The organism is Ruegeria sp. K7 (genome assembly GCF_056531785.1).
This window is the reverse complement of record NZ_JBQFMJ010000005.1, coordinates 68,144-82,933: the sequence shown is the minus strand read 5'-3', so window position 1 is coordinate 82,933 and position 14,790 is coordinate 68,144. Positions and strand designations below refer to the sequence as shown.

Below are 14,790 nucleotides of genomic sequence, written 5' to 3'. Positions count from 1 at the left end.
TGTCCCTTGGCTTTTTTGGGGTCAGGGGCAGGAATCCGCCCCTGACAGTGTCACCAATTCAATGGAAGCTTATTGCGCCAGCCACGCCTGGAATTTGGCGTCGATATCGTCGCGGTAGTCAGCCCAGAACTCGTAGTTGTAAAGGAACGTGTTCTTGGCGTTCTCCGGATCGGTCGGCATGTGCGGTGCCATGTCGATACCCAGATCGGCGTGCTGACCAACCAGCGGAGCCGACGAAGCGCGTGCCGGGCCGTACGAGATGTACTTGGCCTGATCCGCCAGACGCTGCGTATCGGTCGCGAACATAATGTAGTCCAGCGCACGCTGCTGACGCTCTTCGCTCAGGCCGGCCGGGATGATCCAGCCGTCCAGATCGAACACCTGCGCGTCCCAAAGCATGGCGACGGGCTGCTTCTGCTCTTCGATCACGCTGAACAAACGGCCGTTATAGGTCGAACCCATCACAACCTCGCCATCGGCCAGCAACTGCGGTGTGTCCGCACCGGCGGACCACCAGACAACGCTGTCTTTGATGGTGTCCAGCTTGGCCAGCGCCTGGTCCTGACCCTCGGCAGTGGCCAAGACGTCATAGACGTCATCCTTGGCCACGCCATCACAAAGCAGCGCCCATTCCATATTGTTGATGGGGCGTTTTTCCAACGAACGCTTGCCGGGATAGGTTTCCAGATCGAACACGGCGCAGATGTCGGTCGGTGGCGTATCGCCCACCAGATCGGTGCGGTAACCGAAGGTGGTGGAGTAGACGATCTGCGGGATAAAGCAGTCGCTGACCAGCAGGTCGCCGAAATCCTCGGAGGCCGGTGTGCCATCGGGGGCCGGAGCGAGTTGGGTGTCAAAGTCGATTTCAAGCGCAAGCCCTTCATCGCACAGACGAATTGCATCCGCAGCGACCACGTCAACCACATCCCAGGTGATGTTGCCCGCTTCGTTCATCGCACGTAGCTTGGCCACAGCTTCGTTCGAGCTGTCATCGTTCAGGATGGTCACCCCGGTCTTCTCGGAATAGGGCTCGTGATAGGCCTTCAGCTGCGACTTGGAATAGGCCCCACCCCAGGAAACGATGGTCATTTCCTGTGCGAAGGCACCGCCAGCAACCACCCCGAGTGCCGCTGCTGTCAACAATGTTTTGGTTGTTTTCATGTATAACTCCCAGTTCTTCCCGTTTATGTGTGTGGTCGGCTGATGCACGGGTATTCACCAGCCAGTCCCTCAGTGAGGTCGCGCTTGTTCCGCGCGACTTGGTCTATGCGTCGAGCGCACGACAATCCTGAGCCAGCCAGCCAATCTCGATCTCCTGCCCCGGGGACAGGCGGATTGCGTCTGGTGCGTTCCGGGTTTTGACGATGAAGTCATCGTTCCCTGCGACGGACATCCGGAACCGGAAAACGTCGCCCATATAAATGAACTCTTCGACGGTTGCCTTCAGAGTATGCGCATCCGCGTGCAGGCGATTCTTGTTGAATTCTACCCGCTCAGGCCGGATCGACACCTTGGTCCGTTCACCCGGTTTGTGAACATTGATCGGAACCGCGTCGATTTCAGAGCCATCATCCAGTTGGACAACACATGTGCCACCACCAATCGATTTAACGACACCTTCCAAGGTGTTGTTTTCCCCGATGAATTGCGCAACAAAGCTGTTTTCCGGTTCTTCGTATAGCTGATCAGGCGGCGCAAGCTGCTGAATGCGGCCATCGTCAAACACGGCAACACGATCGGACATGGTCAGGGCCTCGGTCTGGTCGTGGGTAACGTAGACCGTGGTGATTCCCAGTTCATGCGCAAGGCGCGTGATTTCGAACTGCATATGCTCACGCAGCTGTTTGTCCAATGCGCCCAGGGGTTCGTCCATCAAAACCAGTTCGGGTTCGAAAACCAGGGCGCGCGCCAACGCGATCCGCTGTTGTTGGCCACCGGACAACTGAGCCGGACGTCGACCTCCAAAATGGCCCATCTGGACCATGTCCAAAGCGCGCTGAACCTTTTCCTCACGCTCGGACTTGCCCAGTTTGCGGACCTCCAACGGGAACGAAAGATTTTCGGCCACTGTCATGTGCGGAAACAGAGCATAGTTCTGGAAAACCATACCGATTCCGCGCTTGTGCGGTGGAATATTGTTGATGGGCTTGCCATCAAGCAGGATTTCACCGTGGGTGGCGGTTTCAAACCCTGCGAGCATCATAAGACATGTCGTCTTACCCGAACCTGACGGCCCGAGCATTGTCAGAAACTCACCCTTGGGCATCGCAAGATTTAGATCTTTAACGACGAGGTTCTCGCCATCATAAGACTTCTGAACGCGTTGGAATTCGACAAACGCGGCGTCGTTCATTGTACCGGTCACAAGACCCCCTGTTTCGTCAAATGATTATCCGAGAGTTTCGGATTTCATTGATCTGTAAGCAGCAGTTAAGACCATGCAGTAGGCACTTGGCAACAATATATAGCGCATTTCCGCATTTTGAATTTAACTTTACCGCTCAGTGAACACCGTTGAGGCGGCGCATATGCCATGCAAGGCTTTGATTACTCGAAAGAACAGGCTTGCCGATCCGCTCACGAATCTCGGGGATAGCTTCAAGGGTGCGAAGGTTCGTGCAGCTAAGGAAGACGGCTTCAACCGACGGATCAGATCCCAGTTCAGTTGCGGCTTCAATCACGGATTGGACCGAAATCCGCGCAACCTTTGCCTCTTCGGCCTGCCCGAAGGTTCCAAATACATCCATGGTTATTCCGTTTTCCGAGAACGCGTTTCGCAGCGGTGCGTTGACCTCCTCGATGTAAGGAGAAAGCAGCGCGAATTTCGAAACACCCCGGTCCGCAGCGCAGGCCGTAGCGGCACGCAATGGGTTTGTCACTTCGTCTGTATTGCACACCTGCTTTACAAGCTCTGCCACACGCTCTGATCCAATGACCGAACTGGCCGACGTGCAGCCATATCCAACCACCCGAAAAGGTCGCGCGCCTGGCAACAACCTCGCCGCCGCCGGCAGGGCTTTCTCCATTTCCGCGAGGCTTTCGGTTGTTACCTCGATTCCACTGGGTATTCGCGTTATGTAAAGCGGGTTCTTCCGGTCTGAGAAATACGCACTGAATTCCGGCTCAATCGTTTCGTCGACTTGCAGAACAATCAACCCAAGCGGCGAAGCCTGCGGGTCGTCTTCGTCAAGTGTGTAGGGAACGTGGGTCATAGTTCGATCATCTCCGGCCCGATGCGCGGGCTGATAAACCGCGGGGCGTCGGCTGTTACAACGATGTTTTCTTCGTGAACCAAAATTTTGTCACCAACCGCAATACCCGGCTCCAACGTCAGCACCATACCAGGTTCAAGAACGGTTTGGTCCATCGGGATAAGAGACGGCCATTCGGTCAGCGACATCCCCAACCCGTGCCCCAGTCGCCCTGCATCCGTGCCTTCAGAGTCCTTGGTCAGCACCGTATTCATGGCATGAAACAAGTCCGCCGCGGTCGCACCGGGTCGCGCGATTTCGAACGCAGCGTCGGACGCTTCAATCAGCCTAGCGTAAGCAGATTTCACGTCGGGATTTGCAGGACCCACAGACCAGTTGCGGTCGAAATCGCTGAAATACCCATCCCAGACCAGGCCGGTGTCAAGCATCAGTACATCGCCAATCGCCAAAGGCGACGAAGAGGCAGGCGAAATCACGTCAGAGTAACCGCCCTGCTCTGCCCCACCCGCGAGATACGGCACCCAGTCGGCACCTTCCTCCAGACAGAGTATCTGGAAACGACGAAAAACCTCATCCAAAGGCACGCCGACCCGGGCAATCTCGGGAACTCGGGCGAATGCCCGACCGGCTATGCCGCATGCGGTTTCGATTTTGGTGATCTCTGCCTCGGATTTGACCGTGCGCAGTTGGCGCAAAATACCGTGGTCTCCTGTGACACGGCGCGAGCCAAGACTGATACGCAGACGTTCAATATCCGACATGGGCATACGCGCGTGGGTCTCGTGACCATCGGGCATTCCGATACGACCGTCGGCTGGCGTCAACTCCCTCAGGGCATCGGCCAGAAGCGAGACGCCGTCGTCCTGCAGGTCGGGTGAACTCCACGTTCGGATATCATCAATCCAAGTCTGCCCCATCAGCGAAGCACCGATGGAGGGAATAACAGCGACAGGTTTACCGGCCGCAGGCAAGATCAGGAACCAGGGGCGGGTCGGGCTTTCCCAGAACCTGGTCAGGTATCCGGTAAAGTACCGCACGTCGGTTTCCGTGGTAAGCAACAGCGCGGACAAACCTGCGTCATCCATCAACGCCTGCGCGCGTTTGGTACGATTCGCGAATTCCGTTGGCTCGAACCCCCTCATTCGGCGACCACAGCGCTGGTGTCCCACGTGCAGGCCGAAACGTTGGAACGATACGGCACAGTTGGCGCAGTTCTTCGGTCCAATCGGTGTGGATTGATATCGGTCTTCATGCCCCCCCCAATTTTGGTTCGTTGACGTGAGCCGATCGGTGGGGTTCTGTCAACCAAAGTCTGTTGCTAACTGGAGACGCCCATGACCCATTCCGATCCAGCCTTCAGTCAGGCCGAGTATGATCGCCGTCTTGCCAAGACCCGAGAGGCGATGGTCGCAAAAGGAATAGACTGCCTGTTTGTCGAAGATCCCTCGAACATCGGGTGGCTCACCGGGTACGAGGGTTGGTCTTTTTACGTTCACCAGGGCGCCCTGATCTTTCTTGATGCGGACCCGATCTGGTGGGGACGCCGTCAGGACACAAACGGCGCGCTGCGCACAGTGTGGATGGGGGACGATCGGGTTTTCGGATACGCGGATCATTTCGTGCAATCGACCACACGGCATCCGATGCAGGATTTGGCGCAGCTGATTGTCAAATGCGGGCATGGCGCTAGCCGAATTGGGGTGGAGCTGGACAACTACTACTATTCGGCCAAAGCCCATATTGCGCTGACGTCTGAATTGCCTGAGGCAACAGTGATTGATGCAACGGCTTTGGTAAACTGGCAACGGGCTGTGAAATCCGACGAAGAAATCGCCCTGATGCGCAAGGCGGCCCGAATATCGGAGTTTGTTACTGACGGCGTCCTTGAACGCGTTGAACCCGGGTTGCGCAAGAATGAACTGGTCGCGCAGATATATCATGATGCGATTACCGGCGTCGGTGATGATTGGGGGGACTACGCCGCCATCGTGCCACTTCTGCCGTCAGGATCCGACGCTGCCGCACCGCATCTGACTTGGAATGGTGATGTTTTCAAGTCGGGTGAATGCACGTTCTTTGAGCTGTCGGGGTGCTATCGCCGCTATCACGCGCCTTTCTGTCGATCGGTATTTCTGGGTCAGCCACCTGATCACCTCAAAAAGGCCGAGGCGGCTTTGGTTGAAGGGCTGGAGGCAGGTCTGGAGGCCGCAAGACCCGGCAATCGCGCGAGTGATATCGCCAAGGCGCTGGCAGCACCGCTCGAACGCGCCGGTATTGAACGCGGTGCTCGCTGCGGCTATCCCATCGGCCTCAGCTATCCTCCGGATTGGGGCGAACGCACGATTTCGCTGCGGGACGAAGACAATACGATCCTCGAAGCAGGCATGACGTTTCATTTTATGCCGGGACTTTGGATGGATGATTGGGGTCTTGCGATCACCGAGTCGATCCTGATCAGGGAAAGCGGACCAGCCGAGTGTTTGTGCCAACGACCACGAAAAATGTTCGTGAAACCCTAAGAACGGCACGGACTATTAAGTGCCGAAGCCTGATCAATCGCAAATCTGCTCAAGCAACCAGTCATGAAACAACACGGCTGCGGGATTGGAGGTATCGGCGGAAAGGTAATACCCTTCGTTGCATTCGACAGAGCAGCTATGCGCACGTTCGACCAGACCGGACGCAATCGCGTGTTTCGCCAGCAATTCGCTGACCAGAGCGACCCCGCTGCCATGAACGGCCAGTTGAAGCGCCATGCCGAATGTATCGACAAAAACGGTCGGCTGACGCCGCACGTCCTGCTTTTCGAACCATGCATTCCAACCGCTTGACGTACCGACTGCCTCAATCAGGGGAAGGTCAAACAGGTCGCCGGCAAGTGTCGGCGCCTTGAACGCAACCAGGCCGTCCGGCCTCAAGCGCTCGGACCCCTGCCCCACTTGTTTTTCTGACCCAAACCGGACCTGAACGTCAGCCTGGGACGCGTGAAAATCGTCAGGCCAGATTGCACTTAACAGCCGCACGCTAATTTCGGGATGGCGTGTGGCGAAGTCCGAAAGACGCGGGGCGATGACCCATTGTGCGATGCTGACAGATGTCGCCACCGTCAAAACATTGCCCGGTGCGCTGGCATCGGCCCTTCCGGCGGCGGCAGCCAGGACTTCAAGCGCGCTGCCAACTTCGGGCAACAGTTTCCGCCCGGCATCTGTCAGGGCCAGACTGCGCGGATGCCGGACAAAAAGTGCGGTCCCCAAACGCATCTCAAGAGATTTCACCTGCTGACTAACTGCCGATTGGGTCAGCCCGATTTCTTCTGCAGCCGCCGTAAAGCTAAGGGTGCGAGCTGCAGCCTCAAAGGATCGGAACCAGGTCAGAGGCGGAAGTGATTTTCCCATTGGTCAAGCTGGCCATTAGTCTTTTTAATGTGAAAGCACATAATTCAATCATTTGTCAAAATCCACGGCCGTTTCTAACCTCTGCCGGCGCGACAGGAGGGGTAAGATGCAGCCAGAGATACGCAAGATTGTAACCTACGACGAGGAGGTTCTTGTCGAAGGGTTTCGCCCCGTGGAAACCCCGTGGCGCATGTTTGCCGTGGCTGCAATAGTCACCAATCCATGGGCCGGTCGGTTCGTCGAAGACCTTAAACCTGAAATCCAGGCCTATGGCCCCGTTCTTGGCAAGATGATGACAGAACGAATGATTGCATTGGCCGGGAGTGGTGACGCAATCGAAGCCTATGGCAAGGCGGCCGTCGTCGGGCTGAATGGCGAGGTCGAGCATGCTTCGGGCCTTATTCATACTCTGCGGTTCGGCAATCACTACAGACAGGCGGTTGCCGCTAAATCCTATCTGGCGTTTACAAACACACGTGGCCCGGCGAATGCGCCGATCATGGTGCCATTGATGGACAAGAACGATGCCGGTCGGCGTTCTCACTACCTGACCATTCAATTCTCGATCCCGGACGCGCCACGCGACGACGAGATTGTCGTTGTACTGGGCGCGGCAACCTCGGGCAGACCGCATCACCGCATCGGCGACCGCTATCAGGACCTTAAGGACTTGGGCCATGACGTGGACAACCCGGCCGCGGTCTGAGGTCGGCGGGCTGGCCGCAATTCAAGCTGGCTCAGGACCGGACGTTCTGTTGCTGCATGGCGTTGGCCTGCGGGCTGAAGCCTGGGGCGCTCAGTTGGACGCACTGGCCTCAGCGAACCGCCTGACCGCTCCGGATATGTCCGGTCACGGAGAAAGCCCGCTTGGTGATTCAGGCGGCGAGCTGTCGGACTACATCAATGCGGCATTGAATGTTCTGGGTTGTCTGAAAGGGCCGGTCGTTTTAGTGGGCCACTCGATGGGCGCCATGATCGCGCTGGAACTTGCCGCCAAAGCACCGGATCAGGTCCGTGGTGTCGTGGCTTTGAACGCCATTTTTGAACGCAGTGCAAAAGCAGCACAGGCGGTACAGGATCGGGCCTCGGAACTGGACGGCGAAACACGTGCCGATCCGACGGGCACGTTGCGCCGGTGGTTCGGCGATGCCGCCTCACCTGAACGCGATGCCTGTCGTGAGTGGCTGATGGCCATGGATCCAGCAGCCTACAAGTTGGCCTATACGGTTTTTGCCCAAAGCCAAAGTCCGCGGCGCGACGAGTTGGAGAAACTCGCCTGCCCCGCGCTTTTTCTGACCGGCAGTCTGGAGCCGAACTCCACCCCCGACATGTCCCGCGACATGGCAGATGCCACTCCGAACGGGCGGGCGCAGGTCATTGACGGGGCGGCACATATGATGCCGATGACACATGCAATTCAGGTCAACGCCGCCATTTCCAGCTTTCTGAGCGAGGTGCAACCATGACCAAACTCGACCCCCGTGACCTCCGGCGCGCTTTTGGCAGCTTCATGACCGGCGTGACAGTCGTTACCACACGAAATGCCTCTGGCGCTGCCGTGGGCTTCACGGCAAATTCCTTCACATCGGTTTCGCTTGACCCGCCGCTAATCTTGGTCTGCCCCGGCAAAAGCCTGTCTTCATACAACGAGTTCTCAGCCTGCGACCATTTTGCAGTGAACATTCTGGCCGAGGGGCAAGAAGAAGTGTCCAACACATTCGCCGGCTTCAAAGGTGATCGTTTTGCCAAAGCTGGCCACACCCTCGACACACGCGGCATTCCACTGATCGACGGCGCGGTCGCGACGTTCTCCTGCCGGACCCATCAGGTGGTCGAGGCAGGCGACCATTGCGTTTTGATCGGGCAGGTCGAGGCGTATTCCCACAACGAAACCCCAGCGCTTGGCTTTGCGAACGGACGGTATTTCAGTCTCGGTCTGGAACGCGGTGCGCTTGAACCCACAGGGCGAAAGGTCGTCTGCGGCGCAATCGTCGAACATGAAGGGCATGTGTTGCTGGAGAAAAACGGTGCTGGTTTCAGACCGCCCCAGGTCACGCTTTCAGACCGGAGCCAATTGCGAAACGGCCTTCGGCAAGACCTGCACGCTCGTGGAATAGACGCGCGTCTGGGCGTTGCCTACTCGGTCTATGACGATGCCACGACGCACCATGTCTACATACTTGCCAATGCGGCGGAATTTCCACGGCACGGCAATCTCGAGGCGGTCGCAATCAAGGATTTGGCGACCCTTTCTTACGCGACGCCTCCAATCGCCACCATGATGTCTCGTTATGCACTGGAAAGCCGAACCCGCGACTTCTCACTTTACCTCGGCAACGCGCAGCAGGGCGACACGCACAGCCTCTCGGAAAGGACCTGAATGATGGAGTTTTCTCTCTTTGCACACATGGAGCGGCTGAGCCCCGATCAGCCCCATGAGAAGCTGTATGACGAATTCATTGAGCTGTGCAAGATGGCCGATGAGGCCGGAATGCGCGCTGTCTGGACTGGCGAGCACCATGGCATGGACTTCACCATCGCGCCCAACCCGCTGATGTCACTGGTGGATATTGCACATCACACCAAAAACGTGCGGCTTGGCACCGGTACAGTGATTGCGCCATTCTGGCATCCGATCAAGCTGGCCGGCGAAGCGGCAGCGGCCGACCTTATGACGGGCGGTCGAATTGAGCTGGGCATCGCGCGCGGTGCCTATTCCTACGAGTATGAACGGATGATGCCCGGCATGGATGCGTGGGAAGCCGGCCAGCGTATGCGCGAAATCGCCCCCCTCCTGCCCAAGCTTTGGGACGGTGACTGTGCGCATGACGGAGTGTTCTTTCAATTCCCGGCCACCACCTCGGCCCCCAAGCCCGTACAACCCGGCGGGCCGCCCATCTGGATCGCGGCGCGGGATCCAAACAGCCATGAGTTCGGCGTACAGAACGGCTTTAACATCCAGGTTACGCCGCTGTGGCAGGGCATGGAGGAAATAGAAACGCTGATGAGTCGCTTTGAAGACGCCTGCACAAATTACGAAGGCCCGCGCCCCAAAATCATGCTGTTGCACCACACCTATGTTGGCCGCGATGATGCTGACCTGGGTCAGGCCGCAAAGGATTTATCCCGCTTCTACAATTACTTCGGGGCCTGGTTCCAAAACAAGCGGCCAGTCCAACAGGGCTTGATCCAGGAATTGACGGACGAAGAGATGGCGGCCAATGCTATGATGGCCCCGGAAAACCTGGCTCGTGATCTGACCGTCGGTACTGCGGATGGGGTCACGGACCGTCTGAAACGCTACGAAGACCTTGGCTATGATGAGTATTCGTACTGGATCGACAGCGGCATGAGCTTCGAGCGCAAGCGCGCGTCGCTGGCGCGTTTCATCGACGACGTAATGCCAAAGTTTCAGTGAGGCTCGATCATGAACCAGAAACCACACTTTCAACTCTATATTGACGGCGAATGGACCGAAGGATCGCGCGGACAGGTGATGAGTTCGCAAAACCCCGCAACGGGTGAGGGATGGTCCAGTTTCGCCTGCGCTTCTAAAGATGACGTGGACCGCGCCATTTCTGCGGCGCGCCGGTCCCTTGATGACCCAGCGTGGCGCGACATGACGCAAACCGGACGCGGCAAACTCCTGTACAGGCTTGCGGACCTGATCGAACAGAACGCCAAACTCCTGGGCGAGCTCGAGACAAAGGACAGCGGAAAGCTACTGGCCGAAACCGCAAGCCAGACAGCCTATGTCGGTGATTATTATCGATACTATGCAGGGCTCGCAGACAAGATCGAAGGTGCGGTCCTGCCGATCGACAAACCGGATATGCATGTCTTTACCAGGCGCGAACCCATTGGCGTAGTGGTCGCGATCGTGCCTTGGAATGCACAGATGTTCCTGACCGCAACCAAGCTTGGACCGGCTCTTGCGGCAGGGTGTTCGGTCGTTCTGAAAGCATCAGAAATTGCGCCTGCTCCGATGCTGGAGTTTGCGCGGCTGATCGATGAAGCGGGTTTTCCGCCCGGTGTTGTTTCCGTCATTACAGGCGACGCCGAGAATTGTTCGATCCCCCTCACCCGGCATCCCGAGGTCGACCGGATCGCGTTCACTGGCGGACCGCAGACAGCACGCCACGTGGTGCGCAACTCGGCTGAAAACTTTGCGGTAACCACGTTGGAGTTGGGCGGCAAGTCTCCGATCATAGTTTTTGATGATGCCAACCTGGATGGCGCGGCAAACGGCCTGATTGCAGGAAACTTTGGTGCCTCAGGCCAAAGCTGCGTGGCTGGGTCACGCGGGCTGATACATCGTCCGGTGCTGGATGCCCTGGCCGAAAAGATCGAAGAGAAGATGAAGGGCGTCGTTATCGGGGATCCTTTGGAACAAGCCACCCATATCGGCCCGCTTTGTACCGACGCCCAGATTGCCAGAATTCAGGCGACTTTGGCAAAGGCCACAGAACAAGGCGCGCGCATCCGTTTTGGTGGTACGCCACTGGACCGGCCAGGAAACTACATGGCCCCGACGCTGGTTGAATGCACAAGTGCCGAGACAGAGACCCTGAAGGTCGAAATGTTCGGTCCTGTGATGTCCCTTTTGCCTTTCGAAACGGAAGATGAAGCCATCGCATTGGCCAACGACTCGCAGTTTGGGCTTGGGTCCGGCGTTTTCACCGAAAATGTCGCCCGTGCCCATCGTGTGTCATCGCGATTGAAATCGGGAATCTGCTGGATCAACACCTACCGCGCCGTATCCCCAATCGCGCCCTTCGGTGGCTATAATCAATCCGGTTATGGCAGGGAGGCGGGCGTCGAGACTATTCACGACTATACCCGGACCAAAACAGTCTGGCTGAATACGTCAGACCGGCCAATGTCGAACCCATTTGTCATGCGCTGACCAGACCCTGCTTCACGTTTTGGTCGAAGGGATCCTTCTTTTTGCTTTTCCTGCGCACCGAGTACTCAGAGGGCCGTTTGATATGACGCGAAGCCGAACGATCTTGGGACCGGCGTTGAGGCAAATGAATGGTGACTTCCAAATCATCGATAGAGGCTACGAAAGACCCCAACCCCAGAGCAAACAAAACAATAAGAAGGATTCGCAGAGCAATTCCGAGTTATAACCTGTTCTGGTGGCGGAGCTGTCAGACGAATTCGAACGCGACTCTGATAAGCCGGTGACACTGTCTTTTATCTCGCGCCAATTTCGCGCCACTCGGCCAGAGCGGCGGCGCGCGTCAGCATGAAGGTGTCACGGCTGGCTAGCGATTTTTCCGGGTTGATGTGGTTGTAGATGCAGGAGTGGACGGAGGCGCATTTCCGTAAGCTTCGCATGCGCCTGAAACGTTGCATGGCGCGTTCGCGTCGTTGAAACGGGAGAAGTGATTTCTCGACGCAGTTGTTGGGCCACCTGCCCGTCCTTTGTTTTTGAGAGCAGCCAATTGTCTGAGCGCAGCCTTAAAGGGTGCAGAACAGTCGGTCACGATCTCATCGACACAACTATGGCGCTTCAATAACTTCTTGAGGAATATCAATGCTGCAGCTTTGTTTCGGCGTTTGGTGATAGCGGCTTCCAGCACCTCCCCTTCGTGATAAACGGCCCGCCAAAGGTTGTGTCTCTTGCCATTCACCTTCACAAAGACCTCATCCACGTGCTGCTTCTGTTTAGAGAATGCGAGCAGTTGCTGGGCTCGCTCTTGCCTGGTCTCGGAGGCAAACATCGGGCCGAACTTGTTACACCAAAATCGGACGGTTTCGTGGCTCACCTCGGTTCCCTGTACACGCACTAGATCTTCCACGTTTTGAAGCGGCAATGGGAACCGAACGTATAGCACTACAGCCAAACGAATGACCTCTGGACTGGTCTTGAAGTAATTGAATGGCGACTGTTTAATCATGCGCGAAAGCTACGAGAGCACCCTGCCCGCCTCAACCCAAGTTATTCTGACAAGACGCTAGGAGCTTCTCGACAAGGGCCGGTATAACCTTATGCTATACTGTGTCTTTCGTGGTTTGCCGCAAAACCAAGCGCGTTGAAGTGCGCGTGTGCCGCGCTGGCGCGACTCCATCCTGCAGCCACAGCAAAACAGTGTCCGCGACTTTTTCTCCAAACTCGGATACGCCGCAACGTACTGTAGACAAAGCTGGCCAGCATTCTGATGCTTCCTTGATGTCGTCGAAACCGACAATCTGAAACTCCGTGCCAATCTTTACCTGAGCTTCATGGCAGGCATTAATCATCCCAAAAGCAACAAGATCATTGAAACAAACTGCGGCATCGCACGCCGGTTGCTCCTTGAAGAGGCTGACTGTTGCCTTATGTCCAAATGATCGGCTGGATTCCCCTGTTTTAACAACAGGCTGCAAGTGGTTGTCTTTCATTGCTCTGATATAGCCGGACAGTCTTTCCTGAGTGACTTCGGCGCCATCCAGACCACCGATGAAGGCGATGTTCCGCGCGCCCGATTCGATCAGGTACTGTGTTGCCGCGCGCCCACCCTCTGCGTAATCAGGCGCGATAAAGGGAAATCTGGCCGTTTCGCTTTCAACCTGCCGCAAGACCTGCATCAAAGGGATGCCAGCTCGCTCGACCGCGGAAAGGGTGTTTGAGACATCGCCATAAGCAGGCGATAGGATCAAGGCGGAAACCCCATGCTCCAGCATCGCGCCCACCACCTGATCCTGAAGCTCGGGGTCTTCGTTTGTATTAGCCACAACAACCGCATAGCCTCGGGACCCCAGTGCCATCTGCAAGGAAGTCGCAAACTCAGTAAAAAATGGGTTGTTCAGGTCGTTGATAACCAAGCCTATGAGCGCCGTTCCCGTGGATCGCAGATTTGCCGCCGACCGGTTGTAGACATACCCAATCTCTTTCATGGCGGCATGAACCAGCTTGCGTGTCTCTGGCTTCACCTGCGGACTGCCCTGCAAAACAAGGCTGACCGTCGACTTGGAAACGCCCGCCGAGTTGGCGACATCTATGATCGTGGGTCTGCGCATTTAGGCTATTGTTCAACTCCATGCAGGTTGAGAAGCGTGGTCATCCGTGCTTTAGCCAGTTCCGGATCCGAGAGCAAACCGGCCTGATCCGCCAGCCTGAAGACCTGCGCGTAGTGGCAGATGTCGCGGCTGGATTGGAAGCCACCCGGCATGATGAAATGGGACTGCGACCCGTTCAGCCACGCCAAGTACGTAATACCGGCCTTGTAGAACCGGGTTGGTGCGCGGAAAATCTCACGGCTGAGTGGCACCGTCGGCGCGAACAGAGCACTGTAGCGATCCATGTCATTCATCGCAAGCGCCTCAAGCGCTTGGCTGGCGGCTGGAGCGATAGCAGCGAAAATCCCAAGAAGAGCATGGGAAAAATGTGTTCCATCCCCGACAATTAGGTCCGCATAGTTAAAATCGTCCCCGGTATAAAGGCGTATGCCTTCCGGCAGCCGAGCGCGGAAGGCTTCTTCGTGCGCTTGGTCCAGCAAAGAGATCTTGATTCCGTCAACTTTGGCAGGGTTTTCCTTGATCAAGGACAGCACAAAATCACTGGCCGTATCAACATCCGCACTGCCCCAATAGCCCTTGAGCGCAGGATCGAACATGTCCCCCAACCAATGGAGAATTATGGGCGCCGCAGCCCCATCGATCAGCGTGCGATAAACATCATGGTAGGTGTCCGGACCCGCATCGATAGCTGGGAAGGCGCGTGACGCCATAAGGATCAATTGCCCTCCAACGGCTTCAATCGCCTCGGCCTGATGCTCGTAGGCTGACAGGATTTCACCCGCTGTGTTCAACGCGCTCAGCGGCAAGTGATCGGTCCCTGCCCCACAAGCCACCCGAGGCGACAACGGGTGTGCCTGCGCAGCCTTCATCGTGCGTTGGATCAATTCCAACGCGGTCTCCCAATCGACCCCCATACCGCGTTGTGCGGTATCCATCGCCTCGGCCAGGCCCAGCCCCTGATCCCAAAGCCCCTGACGAAAACGCAAGGTCGCGTCCCAGTCAACGGCCGGGCGTCCATCCCAAGGGCTACGTTCTGCCAGCGGGTCTGAAACCACATGTGCTGCTGCAAAGGCCGTCCGCGTCAGAGGCACTTGCGGCGCACGCGGCACCAATGGCGTCCCAGTCAGCGCATAGGGTTCAAGCTTCCCTTCGGGATTTGGCAAAATCAGTTTCAT

Annotated in this window: 13 protein-coding genes and 1 pseudogene; 6 read left to right on the top strand and 8 right to left on the bottom strand. The window is 57.0% G+C overall.

The window, feature by feature from the left end:
* Positions 1-69: 69 nt before the first annotated feature.
* The 4 genes from ACR0FE_RS10870 to ACR0FE_RS10855 all read right to left on the bottom strand — a co-directional run bounded on the left by ACR0FE_RS10870 (position 70) and on the right by ACR0FE_RS10855 (position 4,354).
* Entirely contained in the window at positions 70-1,161 is a 1,092-nt protein-coding gene (locus tag ACR0FE_RS10870) for an extracellular solute-binding protein (RefSeq protein ID WP_321253967.1), read from the bottom strand.
* A 103-nt stretch (positions 1,162-1,264) separates the two neighbouring features.
* Positions 1,265-2,353: an ABC transporter ATP-binding protein gene (locus ACR0FE_RS10865; protein ID WP_170806700.1), complete on the bottom strand. Its 1,089-nt coding sequence runs from the start codon at positions 2,351-2,353 to the stop codon at positions 1,265-1,267.
* A gap of 148 nt (positions 2,354-2,501) precedes the next feature.
* Complete coding sequence (locus tag ACR0FE_RS10860) at positions 2,502-3,212, bottom strand: maleate cis-trans isomerase family protein (protein WP_480912757.1); 711 nt, start codon at positions 3,210-3,212, stop codon at positions 2,502-2,504.
* Positions 3,209-4,354, bottom strand: coding sequence for a M24 family metallopeptidase (locus ACR0FE_RS10855; protein WP_480912756.1), 1,146 nt, complete (start codon positions 4,352-4,354; stop codon positions 3,209-3,211). Before ACR0FE_RS10855 ends, ACR0FE_RS10860 begins: the two co-directional genes overlap by 4 nt.
* A 192-nt stretch (positions 4,355-4,546) precedes the next feature.
* On the opposite strand from ACR0FE_RS10855, the gene ACR0FE_RS10850 reads away from it, so the two are divergent.
* Positions 4,547-5,731 carry a M24 family metallopeptidase gene (locus ACR0FE_RS10850; protein WP_480912755.1) on the top strand — a complete coding sequence of 395 codons (1,185 nt, stop codon included), beginning with the start codon at positions 4,547-4,549 and terminating at the stop codon, positions 5,729-5,731.
* Positions 5,732-5,764: 33 nt separating this feature from the next.
* On the opposite strand, the gene ACR0FE_RS10845 is transcribed toward ACR0FE_RS10850, so the two are convergent.
* Positions 5,765-6,607 (bottom strand): LysR family transcriptional regulator, encoded by an 843-nt coding sequence (locus tag ACR0FE_RS10845; protein ID WP_480912754.1) that lies wholly within the window; start codon positions 6,605-6,607, stop codon positions 5,765-5,767.
* A gap of 106 nt (positions 6,608-6,713) precedes the next feature.
* Here ACR0FE_RS10845 and ACR0FE_RS10840 point away from each other — a divergent pair, with 106 nt between their 5' ends.
* The 5 genes from ACR0FE_RS10840 to ACR0FE_RS10820 are packed head-to-tail and all read left to right on the top strand — an operon-like array spanning position 6,714 to position 11,513.
* Positions 6,714-7,313 carry an amino acid synthesis family protein gene (locus ACR0FE_RS10840; RefSeq protein ID WP_480912753.1) on the top strand — a complete coding sequence of 200 codons (600 nt, stop codon included), beginning with the start codon at positions 6,714-6,716 and terminating at the stop codon, positions 7,311-7,313.
* A complete protein-coding gene (locus tag ACR0FE_RS10835) occupies positions 7,285-8,073 on the top strand; it encodes an alpha/beta fold hydrolase (RefSeq protein WP_480912752.1) in 789 nt (262 codons plus the stop codon). The genes ACR0FE_RS10840 and ACR0FE_RS10835 overlap by 29 nt, the downstream gene beginning before the upstream one ends.
* On the top strand, positions 8,070-8,987 hold the full coding sequence (locus tag ACR0FE_RS10830; RefSeq protein WP_480912751.1) for a flavin reductase family protein: 918 nt from the start codon (positions 8,070-8,072) through the stop codon (positions 8,985-8,987). The genes ACR0FE_RS10835 and ACR0FE_RS10830 overlap by 4 nt, the downstream gene beginning before the upstream one ends.
* 3 nt (positions 8,988-8,990) lie before the next feature.
* Positions 8,991-10,025, top strand: coding sequence for an LLM class flavin-dependent oxidoreductase (locus ACR0FE_RS10825; protein ID WP_480912843.1), 1,035 nt, complete (start codon positions 8,991-8,993; stop codon positions 10,023-10,025).
* A 9-nt stretch (positions 10,026-10,034) separates the two neighbouring features.
* On the top strand, positions 10,035-11,513 hold the full coding sequence (locus ACR0FE_RS10820; protein ID WP_480912750.1) for an aldehyde dehydrogenase: 1,479 nt from the start codon (positions 10,035-10,037) through the stop codon (positions 11,511-11,513).
* 293 nt (positions 11,514-11,806) lie between these two features.
* Here ACR0FE_RS10820 and ACR0FE_RS10815 read toward each other — a convergent pair.
* From ACR0FE_RS10815 to ACR0FE_RS10805, 3 genes and pseudogenes are all read right to left on the bottom strand, one after another.
* Positions 11,807-12,513: pseudogene (locus tag ACR0FE_RS10815) on the bottom strand (IS6 family transposase).
* 94 nt (positions 12,514-12,607) lie between these two features.
* Positions 12,608-13,615 (bottom strand): LacI family DNA-binding transcriptional regulator, encoded by a 1,008-nt coding sequence (locus tag ACR0FE_RS10810; protein ID WP_480912749.1) that lies wholly within the window; start codon positions 13,613-13,615, stop codon positions 12,608-12,610.
* 5 nt (positions 13,616-13,620) lie between these two features.
* On the bottom strand, positions 13,621-14,790 hold the full coding sequence (locus ACR0FE_RS10805; protein WP_480912748.1) for a dihydrodipicolinate synthase family protein: 1,170 nt from the start codon (positions 14,788-14,790) through the stop codon (positions 13,621-13,623).

Coding starts and splice junctions, on each gene's coding strand:
- ACR0FE_RS10870 (WP_321253967.1), bottom strand. CDS start 1,161: ATGAAAACAACCAAAACATTGTTGACAGCAGCGGCACTCGGGGTGGTT.
- ACR0FE_RS10865 (WP_170806700.1), bottom strand. CDS start 2,353: ATGAACGACGCCGCGTTTGTCGAATTCCAACGCGTTCAGAAGTCTTAT.
- ACR0FE_RS10860 (WP_480912757.1), bottom strand. CDS start 3,212: ATGACCCACGTTCCCTACACACTTGACGAAGACGACCCGCAGGCTTCG.
- ACR0FE_RS10855 (WP_480912756.1), bottom strand. CDS start 4,354: ATGAGGGGGTTCGAGCCAACGGAATTCGCGAATCGTACCAAACGCGCG.
- ACR0FE_RS10850 (WP_480912755.1), top strand. CDS start 4,547: ATGACCCATTCCGATCCAGCCTTCAGTCAGGCCGAGTATGATCGCCGT.
- ACR0FE_RS10845 (WP_480912754.1), bottom strand. CDS start 6,607: ATGGGAAAATCACTTCCGCCTCTGACCTGGTTCCGATCCTTTGAGGCT.
- ACR0FE_RS10840 (WP_480912753.1), top strand. CDS start 6,714: ATGCAGCCAGAGATACGCAAGATTGTAACCTACGACGAGGAGGTTCTT.
- ACR0FE_RS10835 (WP_480912752.1), top strand. CDS start 7,285: ATGACGTGGACAACCCGGCCGCGGTCTGAGGTCGGCGGGCTGGCCGCA.
- ACR0FE_RS10830 (WP_480912751.1), top strand. CDS start 8,070: ATGACCAAACTCGACCCCCGTGACCTCCGGCGCGCTTTTGGCAGCTTC.
- ACR0FE_RS10825 (WP_480912843.1), top strand. CDS start 8,991: ATGGAGTTTTCTCTCTTTGCACACATGGAGCGGCTGAGCCCCGATCAG.
- ACR0FE_RS10820 (WP_480912750.1), top strand. CDS start 10,035: ATGAACCAGAAACCACACTTTCAACTCTATATTGACGGCGAATGGACC.
- ACR0FE_RS10810 (WP_480912749.1), bottom strand. CDS start 13,615: ATGCGCAGACCCACGATCATAGATGTCGCCAACTCGGCGGGCGTTTCC.
- ACR0FE_RS10805 (WP_480912748.1), bottom strand. CDS start 14,790: ATGAAACTGATTTTGCCAAATCCCGAAGGGAAGCTTGAACCCTATGCG.